The organism is Nocardioides sp. T2.26MG-1, assembly GCF_950101795.1.
Classification (GTDB): domain Bacteria; phylum Actinomycetota; class Actinomycetes; order Propionibacteriales; family Nocardioidaceae; genus Nocardioides.
Genome location: NZ_CATNLZ010000023.1, coordinates 173,152 through 191,200, shown reverse-complemented (window position 1 = coordinate 191,200; position 18,049 = coordinate 173,152). Strand labels below are relative to the sequence as shown.

The following is an 18,049-nucleotide window of genomic DNA, read 5'->3' as shown; positions in this document are numbered from 1 at the left end:
CTCAGCTCGGCGAGCGAATTCCCTGGGACACAGCTCTGAACCTCTCGACGAAGGAGACACACGATGGACACGCGCACCCTCGGCTCGCAGGGCCTCCAGGTATCCGCACTCGGCCTCGGCTGCATGGGCATGAGCCAGGCCTTCGGCCCGCGGCCCCCACGCGACGAGATGATCACGTTCCTCCGCAGCGCGGTGGACCGCGGCGTCACGCTGTTCGACACCGCCGAGGTCTACGGCCCGTTCCACAACGAGGAGCTCGTCGGCGAGGCCCTCCAGCCGGTCCGCGACGACGTCGTGATCGCGACCAAGTTCGGGTTCGCGTACGACGAGGACGGCCACCAGACCGGTGTCACCAGCCGGCCGGACCACATCCGGGCCGCTGTCGACGGCTCACTGCGCCGGCTGCGCACGGACACCATCGACCTGCTCTACCAGCACCGCGTCGACCCGGACGTCCCCATCGAGGACGTGGCCGGCACGGTGAAGGAGCTGATCGAGGCGGGCAAGGTGCGCCGCTTCGGGATGTCCGAGGCCGGCGTCGGCACGATCCGCCGCGCCCACGCCGTACAGCCGGTCACGGCACTGCAGAGCGAGTACTCCCTGTTCTGGCGTGAGCCCGAGGACGCGATCCTGCCCGCCCTGGCGGAGCTCGGCATCGGCTTCGTGCCGTTCAGCCCGCTGGGCCGCGGGTTCCTCACCGGCCAGGTCACCGCCGAGAGCCGGTTCGGCGAGGGGGACATCCGTTCATCGCTCCCGCGCTTCGAGCAGGAGGCGCTCCAGGCCAACCTCGCGCTCGTGGACCGCGTGCGCGACGTCGGCGAACGCAGGGGCGCCACCGTCGGCCAGGTCGCCCTGGCCTGGCTGCTCGCGCAGCAGCCGTGGATCGTCCCGATCCCCGGGACCCGTCGCCTCGAGCGCCTCGACGAGAACCTCGGCGCGGCCGACCTCGAGCTGACCGCCGAGGACCTGGCCGAGCTGGACAGCGCGTCGACCGAGGTGCAGGTCGTCGGAGACCGCTACCCCGAGGCGATGCAGCGCATGATCGACCGCTGACCCTGGCCGCCCGCCGGTCTAGACCGGCGGGCACGGATGTAACGCCGGCCCCGGGTCGCGACAGGTGGTGGGTGCCGGCGGTCCTGCCGACCATCCCCCGTACGTCAGGACCGCCGGCAGCTACGACCTCGAGTCGGCTCGCTCAGAGGTGGTCCGGGACGATGAGCGCGTCGGGGTCCTGGCGCGGCGGGATGCTCTCCAGGGCGACCCGCACCAGCGCGACCCGGGCCATCAGCAGCGCCTTGCGGCGTACGCCCTTCTCGTCGCCGAGCCGCTCCTCGACCGCGGCGGTGATCTGCTCGTCGGTGGCCGACGGCCGCTCGCCGACGGCGACCTCGACGTCGGGCAGCGCGACCAGCACCGGCAGCACCTGGCCGCCGAGCCCGTCGAGCAGCTGGAACCGCTGGAACTTGGTGAGCGCCTCCCACGCCTCGTCGGCGGTGCGCCGTCCCTTGCGGACCTCGCGGTCCTGGGCGGCCAGGACGCTCTTGGCCGCCCCGGTGAGGGCGGCCGTCAGCTCGTGTTCGGTGAGTCGCACGGGTCCAGCCTGCCGCACTCACCCAGGACGGCGGGTCTAGGTTGGCCGTGTGGGCGTGATCGAGACCTCCGGTCTGACCAAGCAGTACCCACGGGTCACCGCGCTCGACCACCTCGACGTCACGGTCGGGGAGGGCGTGACCGGCCTGGTCGGCGCCAACGGCGCGGGCAAGTCCACACTCATCAAGATCCTCCTCGGCCTGGTGCCGGCGACCAGCGGCAGCGCGACCGTCCTCGGCCACGACGTCGCCACCGACGGCGGCCGGATCCGCGCGCTGGTCGGCTACATGCCCGAGCACGACTGCCTGCCGGCCGACGTGTCCGCCAGCGACCTGGTGGTGCACATGGGCCAGATGTCCGGCCTGCCGTACGCCGCGGCGCGCGAGCGGGCCTCCGACGTGCTGCGCCACGTCGGGCTCGCCGAGGAGCGCTACCGCCCGATCGGCGGCTACTCCACCGGCATGAAGCAGCGGGCCAAGCTCGCCCAGGCGCTGGTCCACGACCCGCGGCTGGTGCTGCTCGACGAGCCCACCAACGGCCTCGACCCCTCCTCGCGCGACGACATGCTCGCGCTGGTGCGCCGGATCGGTCGCGAGTTCGGGATCGCGGTGCTGGTCACCTCCCACCTGCTCGGCGAGCTCGAGCGGGTCAGCGACCACGTCGTCGTCCTCGACGGCGGCCGGCTGCTGCGCTCCTCGGCGACCACCGACTTCCTGCACGCCACCGGCAGCCTGCTGATCGAGGTGCAGGGCCGCCCCGACGCCGACCGGCTGCTCGGGCAGGCGCTCGTCGACGCCGGCCTGGTCGCCCGGCCGGCCGACGGCAACCTGATCGAGGTCGAGGTCCGCGACGAGACCACGCCCGACGTCGTCCGCGACCTCACCGTCGACCTCGGCCTCGGCCTGGTGCGGATGCAGGAGCGGCACCACCGCATCGAGGACGTCTTCCGCGAGGGAGGTGCCGGCAGTGTCCAGCCCGTCTGAGACCACGGACACCGGCACCGACGCCGGCGAGGCCCGCACCGGCGTCATCCACGACCTCGGCTACCGGCCGTACGGCGGCCCGCGGCTCGGCGAGGGCCCGGTCGCCTGGTCGTTCTTCACCACCGGCCTGCGCAACACCTACGGTCTCGGCCGCTCGGCGCGGTCCAAGGTGCTGCCGATGATCCTGCTGGGGCTGATGCTGCTGCCCGCGCTGATCCTGGTCGGCGTGCTCGTGCAGGCCAAGAACATCCTCGACCTCGACGAGCAGATCGTCGCGTACTCGACGTACCCCCTCACCACGCAGCTGCTGATCTCGGTGTTCGTGGCCTCCCAGGCGCCGGCGCTGATCTCGCGCGACCTGCGCTTCCGCACGATCACGCTCTACCTGGCCCGGCCGATGCGCCGGTCGGTCTACGTGCTGGTGCGGCTGGCCTCGCTGACGGTCGCGACGTTCGTCCTGATCGGCGCACCGCTGCTGCTGATGTACCTCGGCGGCCTGCTCGCCGACCTGCCGCCCGGCCGCGAGACCGGCCGGTTCCTCGGCGCGATCGTCGGCGCCGCCCTGCTGGCCGCCTGCCTGGCCGGGCTCGCCGCCCTCGTCGCGGCCCTCACGATCCGGCGTGGCCTCGCGGTCACCGCGGTGATCGTGGTGCTGCTCGTCAGCTACACGGTCGTCTCCACGATCCAGGGCATCGCGGTCGGCGCCGAGCAGGAGGTGGTCGGCGAGGTCGCCGGACTGTTCTCGCCGTACACGCTGGTCAACGGGCTGCAGGTGTTCCTGTTCGACTCCCCCGACGCCACCCCGACGCCGCCCTCCAGCGACGCGATGGGGGTCCTGTACGTCGTCGCCACCCTGCTGACCGTGCTGGGCTCGATCGGCGGGCTGATGCTCCGCTACCGGAAGGTCTCGCCATGAGCGAGATCCGCATCGACCACGTCTCGCGCTGGTACCGCAACGTCGTCGCGGTCAACGACGTCACGATGACCATCGGCCCCGGCGTCACCGGGCTGCTCGGCCCCAACGGCGCCGGCAAGTCCACGCTGATCGCGATGATGTCGGGCTTCCTCGCGCCCTCGACCGGGACCGTCACGCTCGACGGCGAGCCGCTGTGGCGCAACGAGCAGGTCTATCGCAAGCTCGGGCTGGTGCCGGAGCGGGAGGCGCTGTTCGACTACCTCACCGGGCGCCAGTTCGTGGTCGCGAACGCCGAGCTGCACGGGCTGGCCGACCCCGGGGCCGCGGCGCAGCGGGCGATCGCGCTGATCGAGATGACCGACGCCCAGGACCGCGAGATCTCGACGTACTCCAAGGGCATGCGGCAGCGGATCAAGATGGCCTCCGCGCTCGCGCACGACCCGGCGGTGCTGCTGCTCGACGAGCCGTTCAACGGCATGGACCCGCGGCAACGGATCCACCTGATGGAGCTGCTGCGCACGATGGGCGCCGAGGGGCGGACCGTGCTGTTCAGCTCGCACATCCTCGAGGAGGTCGAGCAGGTGGCCCGCCAGATCGAGGTGGTGGTGGCGGGCCGGCACGCGGCCTCGGGCGACTTCGGCGCGATCCGGCGGCTGATGACCGACCGGCCCAACCGGTTCGTGCTCCGCACCGGCGACGACCGGCTGATGGCCTCGGTGCTGCTCGCCGACACGTCCGTGCGCGGGGCCCGGCTGCGCTCGGAGGGCGGCATCGAGCTGGAGGCCTCCGACTTCGGCCGGTTCAGCGAGGTGCTGCCGCGGTTGGCCCGCGAGCACGGCGTACGCCTGCACGAGGTGACGCCGACCGACGAGTCCCTGGAGAGCGTCTTCTCCTACCTGGTGGCGCCATGACGTCCCCGGTGGTCTCCCGCACGATCGTCCGGCTGGGCGTGCGCAGCATCTTCGGGCGCTGGCGCGGGGCCCTGCTGTTCGTGCTGCCCGCGGTGCTGATCGGGCTGTCCGTCCTGGCCCGCGCACTGGTCGGCCAGGACGACGAGGGCGCCCGGCACACGCTCTACGGCCTCGGTCTGGTCGTGATCGTGCCGCTGGTGGCGCTGCTGGCGACGTCCGGGCTGCTGGCCCCCGAGATCGACGACGGGTCGATCTCCTACCTGCTCGCCAAGCCGATCTCGCGGCACACGATCGTGACCAGCAAGCTCCTGGTCGCCGCCGCGTGCGTGCTGGCCTTCGCCGCCCTCCCGGTGCTGGTCGCGGGCCTGGTCCTGCTCACCGACACCCCGTCGTACGCCGTGGGCTTCGCGGTCGGTGCGCTCGCCGAGGGAGTCGCCTACTGTGCGCTGTTCGCGCTGCTGTCGGTGCTGACCCGGCACGCCGTGGTGGTCGGGCTGATCTACCTGCTGGTGTGGGAGGGACTGCTCGGCGGGCTCCTGGACGGGGTGCGGTGGCTCAGCGTCACCCGCTGGTCGGCCGCGGTCGTCCAGCAGGTCGCCGACGTGTCCCTCGTTGACGACCTGCCGCTGGCGTACGCCGTCCTCGCGCTCACGGTCGTCATCGTGGCCGGCGCGTGGCAGACCGGACGTGCGCTGCGGGCGTTCAACCTGACGGGCGACGAGTAGGACCGCCGAGGTCGTGCCCGTCGATCTGGCCTATCCATTCACGGGCCGCTGGCTGACCCAGAACAGCCCGGCGAACCGAGTCCCGAGCCACGGCACCACACTGTTCGCCACATCCTTCGCCATCGACTTCGTCGCGGTCGACGCAGCGGGGCGGACGGCACCGATCACGGCCCGATCGCTCCTGCGCTCCGAGGCCGCCGAGCGGTTCCCCGGGTTCGGGCAGCCGATCCTCGCACCCGTCCGCGGCGTCGTGGTCGCCCTGTACGACGGAGCACCGGATCACGATGCCTTCCGTGGTCTGCCGTCCGTCGGCTATGCCCTTACCCAGCGCCGCCGGGTGGCAGCAGGGTGGGCGGCGCTGGCAGGCAATCACGTGATGATCCGGACGGACTCCGGGCCCGTGGTCGCCGTGTGCCACCTGCGTCAAGCGAGCATCGAAGTCCAGCTCGGTCAGCGCGTCCGGGCGGGCGAGCCACTGGCGCGATGCGGCAACTCCGGCAACAGCACCGAGCCCCATGTCCACGTCCAGGCCATCGACCGCGTGGGCGTGGACGGCGCCGTGGCCGTGCCGATCACCCTCGGCGGACACCTGCCCCGCAACGGAGAGGTCGTCGAGGCACACGGTGGTTGAGGTGCGAGCGAAGCGAGCCTCGAGACCACGGCCTCCGCGCGGCACCGTTGCTGCCGGGGCATGACTGTGGCCCCGCCGGCCGTGGTCGGCGGGGTGGGGTGGTCAGGTATGTCGGGTGTAGGTGCGTCCGTGGGGGCTGGTCCAGGTGAAGATCCGGTGGCCGGTGCGGTGGAGGGTCCAGCTGCCATGGGTCTTGAGGCGATGGTGGAAGCGGCAGAGGGGGACGAGGTTGCAGGTGCAGGTCGGGCCGCCGTCGGCCCAGGGGATGACGTGGTCGAGGTCGCAGCGGCGTGATGGTCGGTGGCAGCCGGGGAACACGCACGTCGGATGGGTGAGCAGGACCTGCTCACGGAGCCGTGGTGAGGGGGTGTAGCCGGGGACCTGGAGGTGCTCGCCCAGGTCGAGGACGGGGCGGATGGTGACGGGCCCGGTGGCGGTGGCGCACCAGCCGGCGACCTGGGTGAGGAGGACGTGGGTGCGGGTGTTCTCGATCCCGGCCAGCGCGCTCTGGGACAGGTGGGCGTAGATCACCAGCTCCCGGCTTCGCCGGGTCGGGTTCGGCTGCTCGGGGTCTGTCCCCGTCTCCGGGGCCGGTGAGGTCTGGAGCATGAGGTCGCCGCGGGCGAGGGCGCCGGCGGCCATCGCGCGGCGGACATCCATCGTCTCGGTGCAGCCGAGGTCGGCGAGCTGTTGGGCACCCTCGCTCAACGCGTGGTCGAGGTCGAGGGCGTCGGTGAGGTCGAGCTCACCGCGCACCGCCATGGTGCCGTCGAGGGAGACCTGGGTGGTGTCGACGTCGCAGAACCGGCCGTCGGCGGCCAGCAGGCGGCGGTGCTCGGCCTCGATTGGGTCGAACGTCGCGCGGGCTGCTTCGACGGTGCGTTCCAGTTGGGCCCAGGACAGCCGGTGCGCGAGGGGGGCGAGGTGCTTGTCGACGTGGTCGGCGCCCTCGGCGGGCAGGGACCGGGTGTGGGTGGCGATGCGGCGGGCCCGCCAGACCGGCACCGTGCCGGCGATCACCCGGGCCCACAGTCGGGGGAGGCGGTGGCGGATCTCGACGGCGTCGCCGAGGTAGCTGCGGCCGGCGTCGGTGGTCAGGCCGACCGCGAGCGCGAAGTCCGCGATGCAGAACTCCGCGACCAGGGGTGCGCCGGGGCCGGCGATCGCGAGCTCGCCCTCGGAGCCGTCGATGGTCGCGGCGTCGTCGAGCCCGTCGGCGGGGTGGGCGGTGGCCCACTCGACCGCGAGCTGGAACTGCGCGACCTCGGCGTCGGTCAGCACGGACCGATTGGTCTCGAGGGCAGCCAGCAGCGCCCGGGGACCGTCGAGGTCCGGGTGCACGAGCGGGGTGGCTGCCATGTGTCCATCCCAGCAGAGCCCACCGACATCGCAGGGCCGGAATCCCCTTGTTCCACAGGGCCCTGGCGAAGTCGAAGGTAAAGTCTTCCGGGTCGTGAGGTGGGGGATGTCGGCAGGCGGGATCTCGGGTCTGCGACGGCGACCACAGCCCGGCAACCACAAACCGATCTGGTGCCGAGATGCCGGCGGTGACCAGCCTCGGGTGACCACAGCGAACGGCGACCACGCCCTCGTCCTTCAACCACCGCAACCAGGTACGGACCCGCAGGCTGACGTACGTCCGCCTGCGGGGGTGGTTTCGAGGCTCGGGCCTAGCGGCCCTCGCACCTCAACCACCGTGCGTCGCCTTGCGGCCTTCGCACCTCAACCACCGTGCTCCGACTCTTGCGGGGTCTCGAGTAGGCACCTCAGCGGGCGAACCAGCTGTCCTCGGCCTCCTCGCTCGCCACCGCCCGGCTCAGCCGAGCATCCAGGCGATGGCACCCGACACGACGAAGAGCACCAGGGCGACCAGGAGCACCGGGACCAGCGGCCAGCCCGCGGTACGCCGGCGGGGCAGCGACACCGTGCGACCGGCCGCGAGGTCGCGCAGCGCGGCGGCGAGGTCGGCGCTGCTCGCGAAGCGGTCGGCGGGCTGCACCGCGAGCGCCCGGGACAGGACGTCGTCGAGCTGGGTGGGCAGGCCGACCTCGTCGGCGATCGGCGGCGGCGGTACGTCGGGGCGGGTGCGCGCCGCGGCCGGCGAGTCGACGTCGTACGGCAGCCGGCCGCTGAGCAGCTGGTAGGTCACCGCGCCCATCGCGTAGACGTCGGCGCGGGCATCGAAGCCGTCGAGGTTGCTCGCCTGCTCGGGCGCCATGTACGCCGGGCTCCCGGTCACCATGGTGAGCATGGACGCGTCGGCGAGCAGCTTCGCGCTGCCGAGGTCGGCGACCAGCACCCGGGGCGTCCCGCCGCTCGTGTCGACCAGCAGGTTGCTGGGCTTCACGTCGCGGTGGAGGACGCCCTCGTCGTGGAGCACCTGCACCGCCTCGGCCGACTCGGCCGCGAGCGCGAGGGCCTCCGCCGGCGGCAGCGCTCCGACCCGCGACTCCAGCGTGCCGCCCTCGACCAGATCCATCACGAAGTACGGCCGCGCGAACCCGTCGTCGCCGTACGCCGTGCCCACGTCGTGCACGCGCACCACCGCCGGATGCGCGATCCGGCGCAGCAGCCGCGCCTCGGCGAGGAACCGCTCGCACACGCCGCCGTCCGCCGCCCAGTTCTCGGCCAGGACCTTGACCGCCACGGCGCTGTCGAGCTCGGGGTCGTAGCCGCGCCACACGGTGGCGAAGGCACCCGACCCGAGCCGCTCCTCGAGCAGGTAGCGTCCCAGGCGTGCCATGGAGCCAGTATCCCCGGGAGAGGCGCGATGCCGACCTCCCCACGTGACACGGAGCGTGACGCCGACCTGCTCGACGCCCTCGTGGCGCGGGCCCGCGACGGCGACCAGGCCGCACTCGAGGAGCTGCTCGCGCGGATCCGCCCGATGGTGCTCGGCCGGTGCCGCCGGTTCCTGCCCTACCCGGAGGACGCCGAGGAGGCGGCCCAGGACGCGCTGCTGACGATCGCGACCAAGCTCGACCAGTTCACCGGGCGCGGCTCGTTCCGCGGCTGGGTGGTCGTCGTGACGTCCAACGCCGCGCGCGGCACCTACCGCTCCCTGCGCCGCCGCGCCGGCGAGCGCACCGCAGACCTGCTCCCCGAGCAACCCGACCCGCGCACGACCAGCGTGATCGCCGGCACCCGGCTGGACCTGCTCGACGCGCTGGAGGAGCTCGAGGGGCGCTCGCCGACGGTGGTCGAGCCGTTCGTGCTGCGCGACCTCGGCGGTCTCACGTACGACGAGATCGCGGCCGCGACGGGCGCGCCGATGAGCGCGGTCAAGGACCGCATCCATCGGGCGCGCACCCAGCTGCGCGGGATGCTCGGGGACCGATGAGCCGACGGATCGGCCGCGCGGCCGCCCTGCTCCTGCTGGCCGCATCGCTGGTCGCCGGCACTGGGGCCGGGCTCGCGGGCCACGCGCTCACGGACGAGCCGTCTGCCCCGACGAGCACGGGGCCGGGGGCCGATGCCGGTGTCACGCCCAGCAACGGAACGTCCGCGTCACCGGACGGGCTGCTCGGCGCCGACGACCTGCTCAGCACCACCGACTTCGCAACGATCGGCTGGCCGACCCTGAAGATCGAGTCGCTGACGAACGGCGAGGCCCAGTTCGCCTACGCCTGCCAGCGCACCTCGCTGGGCGAGGCCGCAGGCCCCGTCGGGACGGTCAGCGTCAGTTGGGACCGTGAGTCGTCGTTCACCGCCGCGCAGACGGTCGCGCAGATCGACACCCCGCCCCAGGCCCGGCACCTCTACGACCGGATCTCGGGGTGGTACCGCCACTGCACAAGCGGCGCCGGCAAGCGACCGTCGCTGCTCGTCGCCTCGGCGGCGACCGCCGGCGGGACCGCCCAGGTGTGGCGGATCGGCCGCGCCGCACCCGAGCACGCGGCGTACGGCGTGCTCGCGCGCTCCGGCGACCGGGTGTGCCTGGTCGACGTCTACGGCGACGTCACCCCGGTCGATCCCGAGGGCCTCCGCGAGCTGGCGCGCCAGACCGCGGAGCGGCTCGGCTGAGATTTCTCGGAGATCCCAGCCAACAAAGCCCGACGGCCCGTCATCACTCAGGTGTCCACATCACCAGGCACGTTCGTGCCCACCACCGGAGGAACCCGATGATCAGCCGACCCACCACCGTTCTCGCCGCCGTCGCCGCCACCGCTCTCGCCGGGGTGCTCGGCGCCGGGCCGGCGCTCGCCCAGGCGGCCGCTCCGTCCCCCGTGCGCGCGGGCGACGTGCTGCACCGTGCCGACGTGGCCGACGCCTTCCACGCCGCCCAGCCGGTCAGCCGGCACGTCGGCACGGGCGACGGCCGGCAGGCCCTGTCGGCCTGTACCGGCGAGACCCGGATGCGCGACGTCGTCGGCCGCCACGACCGCATCCTCCACGGCCTCTTCACGGGCCAGATCGGGGACGGCGGCGCGCCGTTCGACGTCTCCGAGCAGATCGCCGGCCGCGCGTCGGCGGCCAAGGCCACCGCGAGCTACCGGACCATCGTCCGCCAGGTCCGCGCCTGCCAGGACGTGCCGGAGGGGCACTGGTACTTCGGCCGCGTGCACCGCGTCAGCACCGACACCGGGCGCGCGCTCTGGATGCCCACGTTCAACGGCGACGGCACGCGCTCGGGCGGGTACGCCGTCCTGGTCGACGGCGCCCACGTCGGCGTCGTCGACGTCAACGCCACCGGCAGCCCGCGCCGCGCCGGGCGGCTCGCCGCCTCGGCGTTGAACCGGCTGCACTGAGCAGGACCGGGGCCCGCGGCGGTCACGACCGGCGGTCAGGTGCGGCAGCCCGTCGAGGTGCGGCAGCAGCTCGACGCTCTCCTGCTCGTCCGGGTCGGTCCGCGCGACCACAGCGCGTGCCCACTCGTTGTCGCTGATGTTGACCGGCACGTGCGGGACGCCGGGCGGGATGTAGACGAAGTCGCCCGCGTTCGCGACGGCGTGCGACCGACGCTCTGCGCCGAGACGCCCTCGAACTGGTCCAGGCCCTGGCGCGAGACGGAGCGGCCGTCCGTCGGCACTAGGGTCGGTGACATGGCTCGGCACTGGATCGCGACCGCCCCGGGAGCGTTCGCCTTCGAGGACTACGACGTACCCCCGCCGCGCGCGGGCGAGGTGACCATCGAGGTCCGCGCGGCCGGCATGAACCCCGCCGACCACAAGCACGCCGCGAGGGCGGCGGCGGCGGACTTCCCGCTCCCGATCGGCTACGAGGTCGCCGGCGTGATCACCGCGATCGGACCCGGCACCGAGATCGCCTCCGGCGGCGGCGGCGTCGGCGACGAGGTGCTCGCCTACCGGGTCCGCGGGGGCTGGGCGACCGCGCTCACCGTCCCGGCCGCCGACGTGTTCGCCAAGCCGGCGTCGCTGGCGTGGGAGGAGGCCGCCACCCTGCTGCTCGCGGGAGCCACGGCCGCGGAGATGCTGCACGTCACCAGGGTCGCGGCGGGCGACACGATCCTCGTGCACGGCGCCTCCGGCGCGGTCGGCGTGAGCCTCCTGCAGCAGGCGGCGCTGCTCGGTGCCCGGGTCGTCGGGACCGCGAGCGCGGGCAGCTTCGCCCGCGTCCAGAGGTACGGCGGGGTGCCGGTGGCCCACGGCGACGGGCTCGAGCAGCGGGTCCGCGGCGCGGCCCCCGGCGGCATCGCGGCGGCACTCGACTGCATCGGCACGGACGAGGCGATCGACGTCTCGCTCGCCCTGGTCGCCGACCGCGACCGCATCGCCACGATCGCGGCGCCCCAGCGCGCCCGGTCCGACGGCTTCCTCGCCCTCGGCGGCACCCTGCCGGCCAGCAAGACCTACCGCGACGCCGTCCGCGGGCACCTGATCGAGCTCGCCGAGCAGGGACTGCTCGAGGTGCCGGTGGCGCGCACCTTCCCGCTCGCGGACGCGATCGAGGCGGTCGAACTCCTCCGCGGCGGTCACCCCGGCGGGAAGCTCGCTCTCCTGCCCTGAGCACGGGTGAGCAGGTCGGCGAGCTCCTCGGGCCGGCTCAGGTGGACGCAGTGGCCGGCGTCGATCTCGTCGGGTGCGGTGACGCCGAGGCGGTCGACAGCAGCCCGGCGCTGCACCGACGGCGGGAGGAACCGGTCGCGCGCGGTGACGACGTACGTCGCCGACACGTCGGGGAGCGCGGGCATCGGCCAGGGCGTCTCCCCGAGCCGCTCGCTGGTCGGCCGCTCCCGCGCGATCGCCTCGGCCGCGAGCTCCGCCGGTACGTCCTCGTAGAACGCGACGATCGGGTCGGCGCTACCGGTCAGGCCACCGTCGCGGCCGGCCTGCTCGGCCACGGCCTCCGACCAGCCGAGGTTGTCGAACCAGTCGCCCGCGGTCTCGCCGGGCCATGGCACCATCCCGGCAACGTACACCTGCAGCCGCGCCCCGAGCTCCTGGGCGACGAGGGGCACGACGAAGCCGCCTGCGGAGTGCCCCACGACGACCAGGTCGCCCGCCTCTCCGACCGCCTCCGCGACCACGGCGACACAGTCGTCCCACGTCGCCTCGTCCCGGTCGGTGGGCAGATCCGGCGCAACGGTCTCGTGCCCGCGCTCCCGCAGCGCGTCCTGCACCAGGTGCCAGGACCAGCCACCGTCGCCGGAGCCGTGGAGGAGCGCGAACGTCGTCATGCACATCCGACTCCGCCGAAGCGCGGGACTCATCGTCACGTTCGGTGTCGTGACGAACCGACCTCAGGTCGGCCGCGACGCCGCGTGCTCCGCCGGCGCCTCCGCGACCAGCGAGGCCAGCAGCGCGAGCCGCTCGGCGGTGTCGGTGCCCGGCTCGGCGTGGTGCACCACCAGCGTCTGGCCGTCGGTGCCCTCGACGGCGAGCTTGGCGAGCCGCAGGTCGAGATCGCCCACCAACGGGTGCTGCATCCGCACCGGCTTGCTCCGCACCGCCTTGACGTCGTGGCGCGCCCAGGCCTGGCGGAACTCCTCGCTCTTCAGGGACAGCTCGCCCACGAGCTCCACCACGCGCGGGTCGTCGATGTCGTTGCCGACCCGGGCCCGGAACCCGGCCACCATCTGGGGCGCGAGCTCGGTGCACTCGGGCAGCACCGCGCGCTCGGCCGGGTCGAGGAACAACGAGCGCAGCCGGTTCTCGCCGACCCGCACGTTCGGCTGCAGCGCGGTCGCGAGCGGGTTCGTCACCAGGACGTCGAGGTAGCGGCCCTCCACGAACGCCGGCAGGCCGATCACCTGCACCAGCTGGGCGATCTCGGGGGGCACGGTCTCCCGCCGCGGCCGGCGGGAGCGCGAGCGGGGTCGGGGGGCGCCGAGGGTCAGGAGGTACTCGGTCGCGGTCGGGTCGAGCTGGAGCACCCGCGCGAGCGCCTCGAGCACCTGCACCGACGGGTTGCGGTCGCGGCCCTGCTCCAGGCGCAGGTAGTAGTCGGAGCTGATCCCGGCGAGCATCGCGACCTCCTCGCGACGCAGCCCGGGCACGCGTCGCACGCCGAAGACCTGCAGCCCGACGTCCTCGGGCAGCACCAGCTCGCGGCGGGCGCGGAGGTAGTCCCCGAGGCGGCGGTCGTCGGTCACCCTGACCACGGTAGCCGGGTGGTCCCGGCCGTCCCTGTCCCTCTCACTCCCAGGATGACGGGGACCTGGGGCCCCCGGCCGGAGCCAGGCACCGTGGTCGGCATGACCACGACCACCACCACCTTGCCCGGCGGGACCTACCAGCTGGGGGACCTGACCGTGACCCGCGTCGGGTACGGCGCGATGCAGCTCGCCGGCCCCGGCGTCTTCGGTCCGCCGGCCGACCGCGACGGCGCGATCGCGGTCCTCCGGGAGGCGGTCGAGCTGGGCATCACCCACCTCGACACCGCCGACATCTACGGACCGCACGTCACCAACCAGATCATCAAGGAGGCGCTGCACCCCTACCCCGACGACCTGGTGATCGTCACCAAGGTCGGCTCACGCCGCGACGCCGAGGGCGGCTGGCCGCACGCGCGCAGTCCCCGCGAGCTCCGCGAGGACGTGCACCAGAACCTGGAGAACCTCGGCCTCGAGACCCTGGACGTCGTCAACTACCGCGTCGGCGGCCTCGACCGACCCGAGCCCGGCTCGATCGCCGAGGGCTTCGGGGCCCTCGCCGAGCTGCAGGAGCAGGGGCTGATCCGGCACCTCGGGGTCAGCACCGTGTCGGCCGAGCAGGTCGCGGAGGCACAGTCGATCGCCCCGGTGGTGTGCGTGCAGAACGCCTACAACCTCGCCAACCGCGAGGACGACGAGCTGATCGACGCCCTCGCGGAGCAGGGCGTCGCCTACGTGCCGTACTTCCCGCTGGGCGGGTTCACGCCGCTGCAGTCCGCCGAGCTCGACGCCGTCGCCACCCGGCTCGGCGCCTCGCCACTGTCCGTGGCGCTCGCCTGGCTCCTGCACCGCTCGCCGAACATCCTGCTGATCCCCGGCACCTCGTCGGTCGCGCACCTGCGGGAGAACGTCGCCGGCGCCGGGCTGGAGCTGTCGCCGGACGACCTCGCGGAGCTCGACGCGATCGGTCGTTGACCCGCAGGGCCACGGGTTTCGAGGCTCGCTGCGCTCGCACCTCAACCGCCGTGGACGCCGCTCACACGGTTGGTCACACGGTGGTTGAGGTGCGAGGAGCGCCAGCGACGAGCCTCGACACCACCGCGACGCCGGTCAGGCGGCAGCGGAGGTCTTGCGAGCCAGCTGGTTCAGCCGGGCCTGCGCGGCCCGCCGCACCTTGGGGCCACCGGTGCTCATCTTGTAGAGCATCGCGAGCTGCTGCGGGGCGTTCTTGGCGTTGGTGGTGGCCAGCCAGCCGTTGGGCAGCGAGAGCCGGACGACCTTGTGCCAGGCCGAGTAGACCTGCTTGGGGAGCGGCGCCTCGTGGTAGTTGAGGTCGTACTTCTCGAACAGCGCCTTCACCCGCGGGGCGATCTCGGCGTACCGGTTCGACGGCAGGTCGGGGAACAGGTGGTGCTCGATCTGGTGCGAGAGGTTGCCGCTCATGATGTGCATCGCCTTGGAGCCGGAGATGTTGGCCGAGCCGAGCATCTGGCGGACGTACCACTCGCCGCGCGACTCGCCCTCGATCGAGCGCTTCTCGAACGTCTCCACACCCTCGGGGAAGTGCCCGCACATGATCACCGAGTGGCTCCACAGGTTGCGCACGACGTTCGCGGTGAAGTTCGCGGCGAGCGTCGGCAGGAACGAGCCGGTCGGGATCGACAGCGCCGGGTGCACGACGTAGTCCTTGGTGGCCTGGCGGCGGATCTTGGTCAGCACGCCCTTGACCCGGCGCTTGAAGTCGGGGTCCTTGGTCTGCTTCTTCTTGATGGTGGCGCCGAGCTCGAGGTCGTACGCCGCGATGCCGTACTCGAAGAAGCAGGCGTTGATGAAGTTCCACAGCGGCTGCACGAGGAAGAACGGGTGCCAGGGCTGGTCCTCGTCGACGCGCATGATGCCGTAGCCGAGGTCGTTGTCCTTGCCGATCACGTTCGTGTAGGTGTGGTGCAGCTCGTTGTGCGAGTGCTTCCACTGCTCGGCCGGCGTGGCCATGTCCCACTCCCAGGTCGTGGAGTGGATCTTGGGGTCGCGCATCCAGTCCCACTGGCCGTGCAGGATGTTGTGGCCGATCTCCATGTTCTCGAGGATCTTCGCGACGCTCAGGCCGGCGGTGCCGACCACCCAGGCCGGCGGGAACGACGAGAACAGCAGCACCGCGCGGCTGCCGAGCTCGAGGCGGCGCTGCACGTCGATGACCGTGCGGATGTACTTCGCGTCCTTCTCGCCCCGGCTGTCGAGGATGTCCTGGCGGATCGTGTCCAGCTCGACCCCGAGCTGCTCGATGTCCTCGGGCGTGAGGTGCTCGATGGGGCTGACGGGCTTCTTCTGGATCGCGGTCATGCGGGTCTCCTCAGATCGAGATCGGGTGAGAGGTCAGTGGTCGAGGTGGCACTCGCCGGCGGCGGCGTTGATGCAGGTCTGGATGATCACGCCGTCCCCGGGGGAGGCGGTGGTGAGCTCGCCGTTGCGCAGGTCGCGCACGACGCCCTCGCGCAGCGGCAGCACGCAGCCGTAGCAGACGCCCATCCGGCAGCCGCTCGGCATCAGCACGCCGGCGGACTCGGCGACGTCGAGGATCGGGGTGGCACCGTCGGCCTCGACGGTCGTCCCGGAGTTGAACGTCAGCGTGCCGCCCTCGCCGGCGGCCACCATCGGCGCACGGAACCGCTCCACGTTGAGCGCGAGGCCGCGCGCGTCGTAGTGCTCCTGGAGCGCGTCGAGCAGCCCCGCGGGGCCGCAGGCGTACGCCGTGCGATCGGCCAGGTCGGGCACGATCCGGTCGAGCTCGGTGACGTCGAGCAGGCCGTGGGTGTCGGTGTGCAGCTCGACCAGGCGCAGCCAGCCGGCCGCGCCGTACCGCCGCAGCTCCTCACCGAAGATCACCTCGGAGCGGGACAGCGCGGAGTGCAGCAGCACGATGTCGGTGGCCGGCCGCTCGGCGCGCGAGAACAGGTTGCGCAGCATGCCGATGACCGGCGTGATGCCGGAGCCGGCGGTGACCAGCAGCAGCTTGGCGGGGATCGGCTGGGGCAGCACGAACTCGCCCTCGGCCTGGCCGAGGTGGATCATCTGGCCCGGCTGGATGCGGTGCACGAGGTGGTTGGACACGACGCCGTCGGGGATCGCCTTGACCGTGATCGAGATGCAGCGGTCGGCGCGGGGACCGTGGGTCAGCGAGTAGGTGCGCCACAGGCGCACGCCGTCCACGTCGACGCCCACGCGGAGGTACTGACCCGGCACGTGGCCGGCCCAGTCCCGCCCGGGCTTGATCACCAGCGTCGCGGACGCCGCGGTCTCGGGGCGCACCTCCACGACCCGGCCGCGCAGGTCGGTGCCGCGGCGCAGCGGGTGGAAGTGGTCGAGCACGTCGTCGAGGTCGCGCGGCGTGACCGCGGCCTGGGCCACCTGGCGCAGGGTCCCGCGCAGGGTCCACCCCGACCCGGACCGGGCCGTGCCAGAAGGGATGGAGATGCTCATGCTCCGAGTCTGCTGCGCTTCGGGCGTAAGATCATGACCGCTCGACGTGAAGATCTGCATCACTCTTGTCATCTGCGAACAATCGGAGGCTACGATGGTTCGACGTGCCGTACGGCGTACGGCGGACCACGGCCTGCGCCTCGACCCCGCCGCGGTCCACGACATGCGGGCCGAGCTGCCGCGCGTGGCCGAGCACGTGGTGGCCGCGATCATCGACGAGGTGCCCAGCTATACCGACGCGTTCAGCGGGCCGATGGGCGAGACGATCCGCAACGCGGTGCAGCTCGCGCTCGGCGGGTTCCTGTCGCTGGCCAGCGGCAGCCGCGGGGCCGACGTGTCCACGCCCGCGGCTCCCGCGGTCGAGGGCGCCTACCAGCTCGGGCGCGGCGAGGCCCGCAGCGGCCGGTCGACCGACGCGCTGCTCGCGGCGTACCGGATCGGCGCTCGGGTCTCGTGGCGGGAGATGTCGACGGTGGCGGTGCGCAAGGGCGTCGCCGGCGAGACGCTGGTCGGCTTCGCCGAGCTGGTCTTCGCCTACATCGACGAGCTGTCCGCGGCCAGCGTCGCCGGGCACTCCGACGAGCTGGCCACGACCGGCCGGGTGCGACAGCGGCTGCTCGAGCGCGTGGCCCACCATCTGCTGTCCGGCTCGCCGGTCGACCAGGTCGTCGCGGCCGCCGACCGGGCCGGCTGGCAGCCGCCCAAGACGCTGACCGCGGTGATCGTGCCGGAGGCGCAGGTGCGGCCGGTGATGTCCACCGTCTCACCAGCGACCCTGCAGGTCACCGACCCGCCCGGGCTCGACGACGGCGTGCTGCTGCTGGTGCCCGACGCGCACGCCCACCGCCGGCTGCCGCTGCTGCGCACGCTCGTCGACCGCGGTGCGCTCGCGGGGCCCGCGCGCCCGTGGCTGGAGGTGCGCTCGTCGTACGACCGGGCACTGCGGGCCCGCGCGGCCGGCATCGAGCTGGACACCGAGGCGCACCTGGTCGGCCTGGTCCTCGACGCCGACCCGGCCGCGCGCGCCGACCTGCGCGAGCAGCTGCTCGCGCCGCTCGCAGGCCTGCGGCCGGGCACCGCCGACAAGCTCGTCGACACGCTGCGCTCGTGGCTGCTGCACCAGGGCCGACGCGAGGCGGTCGCAGCCGAGCTGTTCGTGCACCCCCAGACCGTGCGCTACCGCATGGGCCAGCTGCGCGAGCTGTACGGCGAGCGGCTCGACGACCCCGAGGTGGTGCTGGCGCTCGTGGTCGCGCTGGGCTGA

Annotated in this window: 19 protein-coding genes; 12 read left to right on the top strand and 7 right to left on the bottom strand. The window is 72.9% G+C overall.

Annotated elements, in window-relative coordinates:
* Window positions 1–63: 63 nt before the first annotated feature.
* Window positions 64–1,053: an aldo/keto reductase gene (locus tag QQZ14_RS13700; protein ID WP_284534890.1), complete on the top strand. Its 990-nt coding sequence runs from the start codon at window positions 64–66 to the stop codon at window positions 1,051–1,053.
* A gap of 142 nt (window positions 1,054–1,195) precedes the next feature.
* Here the strand turns inward: QQZ14_RS13700 and QQZ14_RS13695 are convergent, their stop codons facing one another.
* Window positions 1,196–1,591 carry a hypothetical protein gene (locus tag QQZ14_RS13695; protein ID WP_284534889.1) on the bottom strand — a complete coding sequence of 132 codons (396 nt, stop codon included), beginning with the start codon at window positions 1,589–1,591 and terminating at the stop codon, window positions 1,196–1,198.
* 55 nt (window positions 1,592–1,646) lie between these two features.
* Here QQZ14_RS13695 and QQZ14_RS13690 point away from each other — a divergent pair, with 55 nt between their 5' ends.
* From QQZ14_RS13690 to QQZ14_RS13670, 5 genes are read left to right on the top strand one after another with little or no spacing between them, the layout of a single operon-like run.
* On the top strand, window positions 1,647–2,573 hold the full coding sequence (locus tag QQZ14_RS13690) for an ABC transporter ATP-binding protein (RefSeq protein ID WP_284534888.1): 927 nt from the start codon (window positions 1,647–1,649) through the stop codon (window positions 2,571–2,573).
* Window positions 2,557–3,489: an ABC transporter permease subunit gene (locus tag QQZ14_RS13685; RefSeq protein ID WP_284534887.1), complete on the top strand. Its 933-nt coding sequence runs from the start codon at window positions 2,557–2,559 to the stop codon at window positions 3,487–3,489. The genes QQZ14_RS13690 and QQZ14_RS13685 overlap by 17 nt, the downstream gene beginning before the upstream one ends.
* Window positions 3,486–4,400, top strand: coding sequence for an ABC transporter ATP-binding protein (locus QQZ14_RS13680; protein WP_284534886.1), 915 nt, complete (start codon window positions 3,486–3,488; stop codon window positions 4,398–4,400). The genes QQZ14_RS13685 and QQZ14_RS13680 overlap by 4 nt, the downstream gene beginning before the upstream one ends.
* Complete coding sequence (locus QQZ14_RS13675) at window positions 4,397–5,125, top strand: ABC transporter permease (protein ID WP_284534885.1); 729 nt, start codon at window positions 4,397–4,399, stop codon at window positions 5,123–5,125. Before QQZ14_RS13680 ends, QQZ14_RS13675 begins: the two co-directional genes overlap by 4 nt.
* Before the next feature lie 13 nt (window positions 5,126–5,138).
* On the top strand, window positions 5,139–5,756 hold the full coding sequence (locus tag QQZ14_RS13670; RefSeq protein WP_284534884.1) for a M23 family metallopeptidase: 618 nt from the start codon (window positions 5,139–5,141) through the stop codon (window positions 5,754–5,756).
* 102 nt (window positions 5,757–5,858) lie between these two features.
* On the opposite strand, the gene QQZ14_RS13665 is transcribed toward QQZ14_RS13670, so the two are convergent.
* Window positions 5,859–7,115, bottom strand: coding sequence for an HNH endonuclease signature motif containing protein (locus QQZ14_RS13665; RefSeq protein ID WP_284534883.1), 1,257 nt, complete (start codon window positions 7,113–7,115; stop codon window positions 5,859–5,861).
* A 457-nt stretch (window positions 7,116–7,572) separates the two neighbouring features.
* Window positions 7,573–8,499, bottom strand: coding sequence for a serine/threonine-protein kinase (locus QQZ14_RS13660; RefSeq protein ID WP_284534882.1), 927 nt, complete (start codon window positions 8,497–8,499; stop codon window positions 7,573–7,575).
* 27 nt (window positions 8,500–8,526) lie between these two features.
* On the opposite strand from QQZ14_RS13660, the gene QQZ14_RS13655 reads away from it, so the two are divergent.
* The 4 genes from QQZ14_RS13655 to QQZ14_RS13640 all read left to right on the top strand — a co-directional run bounded on the left by QQZ14_RS13655 (window position 8,527) and on the right by QQZ14_RS13640 (window position 11,722).
* Window positions 8,527–9,096 carry an RNA polymerase sigma factor gene (locus QQZ14_RS13655; protein WP_284534880.1) on the top strand — a complete coding sequence of 190 codons (570 nt, stop codon included), beginning with the start codon at window positions 8,527–8,529 and terminating at the stop codon, window positions 9,094–9,096.
* On the top strand, window positions 9,093–9,779 hold the full coding sequence (locus tag QQZ14_RS13650; RefSeq protein ID WP_284534879.1) for a hypothetical protein: 687 nt from the start codon (window positions 9,093–9,095) through the stop codon (window positions 9,777–9,779). The genes QQZ14_RS13655 and QQZ14_RS13650 overlap by 4 nt, the downstream gene beginning before the upstream one ends.
* Before the next feature lie 98 nt (window positions 9,780–9,877).
* Window positions 9,878–10,504, top strand: a complete 627-nt coding sequence (locus QQZ14_RS13645) for a hypothetical protein (protein WP_284534878.1) — start codon at window positions 9,878–9,880, stop codon at window positions 10,502–10,504.
* 294 nt (window positions 10,505–10,798) lie between these two features.
* Entirely contained in the window at window positions 10,799–11,722 is a 924-nt protein-coding gene (locus tag QQZ14_RS13640) for an NADP-dependent oxidoreductase (RefSeq protein ID WP_284534876.1), read from the top strand.
* On the opposite strand, the gene QQZ14_RS13635 is transcribed toward QQZ14_RS13640, so the two are convergent.
* On the bottom strand, window positions 11,689–12,393 hold the full coding sequence (locus tag QQZ14_RS13635) for an alpha/beta fold hydrolase (RefSeq protein WP_284534875.1): 705 nt from the start codon (window positions 12,391–12,393) through the stop codon (window positions 11,689–11,691). The two genes, QQZ14_RS13640 and QQZ14_RS13635, sit on opposite strands and share 34 nt — an antisense overlap.
* Before the next feature lie 63 nt (window positions 12,394–12,456).
* Complete coding sequence (locus QQZ14_RS13630; protein WP_284534874.1) at window positions 12,457–13,308, bottom strand: helix-turn-helix domain-containing protein; 852 nt, start codon at window positions 13,306–13,308, stop codon at window positions 12,457–12,459.
* Window positions 13,309–13,410: 102 nt separating this feature from the next.
* Between QQZ14_RS13630 and QQZ14_RS13625 the strand changes: the two genes are divergently transcribed.
* Window positions 13,411–14,283 (top strand): aldo/keto reductase family oxidoreductase, encoded by an 873-nt coding sequence (locus QQZ14_RS13625; protein WP_284534873.1) that lies wholly within the window; start codon window positions 13,411–13,413, stop codon window positions 14,281–14,283.
* A 135-nt stretch (window positions 14,284–14,418) separates the two neighbouring features.
* Here the strand turns inward: QQZ14_RS13625 and QQZ14_RS13620 are convergent, their stop codons facing one another.
* Complete coding sequence (locus QQZ14_RS13620) at window positions 14,419–15,648, bottom strand: fatty acid desaturase family protein (protein WP_284534872.1); 1,230 nt, start codon at window positions 15,646–15,648, stop codon at window positions 14,419–14,421.
* A gap of 33 nt (window positions 15,649–15,681) precedes the next feature.
* Entirely contained in the window at window positions 15,682–16,785 is a 1,104-nt protein-coding gene (locus QQZ14_RS13615; RefSeq protein ID WP_284534871.1) for a ferredoxin reductase, read from the bottom strand.
* Between the two features lie 94 nt (window positions 16,786–16,879).
* On the opposite strand from QQZ14_RS13615, the gene QQZ14_RS13610 reads away from it, so the two are divergent.
* The gene (locus QQZ14_RS13610) at window positions 16,880–18,049 is read left to right on the top strand and encodes a PucR family transcriptional regulator (protein ID WP_284534870.1); all 1,170 of its coding nucleotides are present in this window, start codon (window positions 16,880–16,882) and stop codon (window positions 18,047–18,049) included.

Excerpts from the sequence above, each read along its gene's own strand:
- QQZ14_RS13700 (WP_284534890.1), top strand. The coding sequence starts at position 64 with ATGGACACGCGCACCCTCGGCTCGCAGGGCCTCCAGGTATCCGCACTC.
- QQZ14_RS13680 (WP_284534886.1), top strand. The coding sequence starts at position 3,486 with ATGAGCGAGATCCGCATCGACCACGTCTCGCGCTGGTACCGCAACGTC.
- QQZ14_RS13675 (WP_284534885.1), top strand. The coding sequence starts at position 4,397 with ATGACGTCCCCGGTGGTCTCCCGCACGATCGTCCGGCTGGGCGTGCGC.
- QQZ14_RS13665 (WP_284534883.1), bottom strand. The coding sequence starts at position 7,115 with ATGGCAGCCACCCCGCTCGTGCACCCGGACCTCGACGGTCCCCGGGCG.
- QQZ14_RS13660 (WP_284534882.1), bottom strand. The coding sequence starts at position 8,499 with ATGGCACGCCTGGGACGCTACCTGCTCGAGGAGCGGCTCGGGTCGGGT.
- QQZ14_RS13655 (WP_284534880.1), top strand. The coding sequence starts at position 8,527 with ATGCCGACCTCCCCACGTGACACGGAGCGTGACGCCGACCTGCTCGAC.
- QQZ14_RS13650 (WP_284534879.1), top strand. The coding sequence starts at position 9,093 with ATGAGCCGACGGATCGGCCGCGCGGCCGCCCTGCTCCTGCTGGCCGCA.
- QQZ14_RS13645 (WP_284534878.1), top strand. The coding sequence starts at position 9,878 with ATGATCAGCCGACCCACCACCGTTCTCGCCGCCGTCGCCGCCACCGCT.
- QQZ14_RS13640 (WP_284534876.1), top strand. The coding sequence starts at position 10,799 with ATGGCTCGGCACTGGATCGCGACCGCCCCGGGAGCGTTCGCCTTCGAG.
- QQZ14_RS13635 (WP_284534875.1), bottom strand. The coding sequence starts at position 12,393 with ATGACGACGTTCGCGCTCCTCCACGGCTCCGGCGACGGTGGCTGGTCC.
- QQZ14_RS13625 (WP_284534873.1), top strand. The coding sequence starts at position 13,411 with ATGACCACGACCACCACCACCTTGCCCGGCGGGACCTACCAGCTGGGG.
- QQZ14_RS13620 (WP_284534872.1), bottom strand. The coding sequence starts at position 15,648 with ATGACCGCGATCCAGAAGAAGCCCGTCAGCCCCATCGAGCACCTCACG.
- QQZ14_RS13615 (WP_284534871.1), bottom strand. The coding sequence starts at position 16,785 with ATGAGCATCTCCATCCCTTCTGGCACGGCCCGGTCCGGGTCGGGGTGG.
- QQZ14_RS13610 (WP_284534870.1), top strand. The coding sequence starts at position 16,880 with ATGGTTCGACGTGCCGTACGGCGTACGGCGGACCACGGCCTGCGCCTC.